Source organism: Pseudomonas ceruminis (genome assembly GCF_021602025.1).
Classification (GTDB): Bacteria; Pseudomonadota; Gammaproteobacteria; order Pseudomonadales; family Pseudomonadaceae; genus Aquipseudomonas; species Aquipseudomonas ceruminis.
In genome coordinates this window covers 1-255 of sequence record NZ_BQHW01000101.1, presented here as the reverse complement: position 1 = coordinate 255, position 255 = coordinate 1, and the positions used below count along the sequence as shown (strand labels likewise).

General features: G+C 52.2%; 1 rRNA gene. It reads left to right on the top strand.

Annotation, left to right across the window (positions count from 1 at the left end):
• Positions 1-255, top strand: a 23S ribosomal RNA gene (locus L6D80_RS29995); the annotation flags it as partial.

Genomic DNA, 255 nt, shown 5'->3' with positions numbered 1-255 from the left:
CAGTTATTGCGATGGAGGGACGGAGAAGGCTAGGCCAGCTTGGCGTTGGTTGTCCAAGTTTAAGGTGGTAGGCTGAGATCTTAGGCAAATCCGGGATTTCAAGGCCGAGAGCTGATGACGAGTTGCCCTTAGGCGACGAAGTGGTTGATGCCATGCTTCCAAGAAAAGCTCCTAAGCTTCAGATAACTGGGAACCGTACCCCAAACCGACACAGGTGGTTAGGTAGAGAATACCAAGGCGCTTGAGAGAACTCGG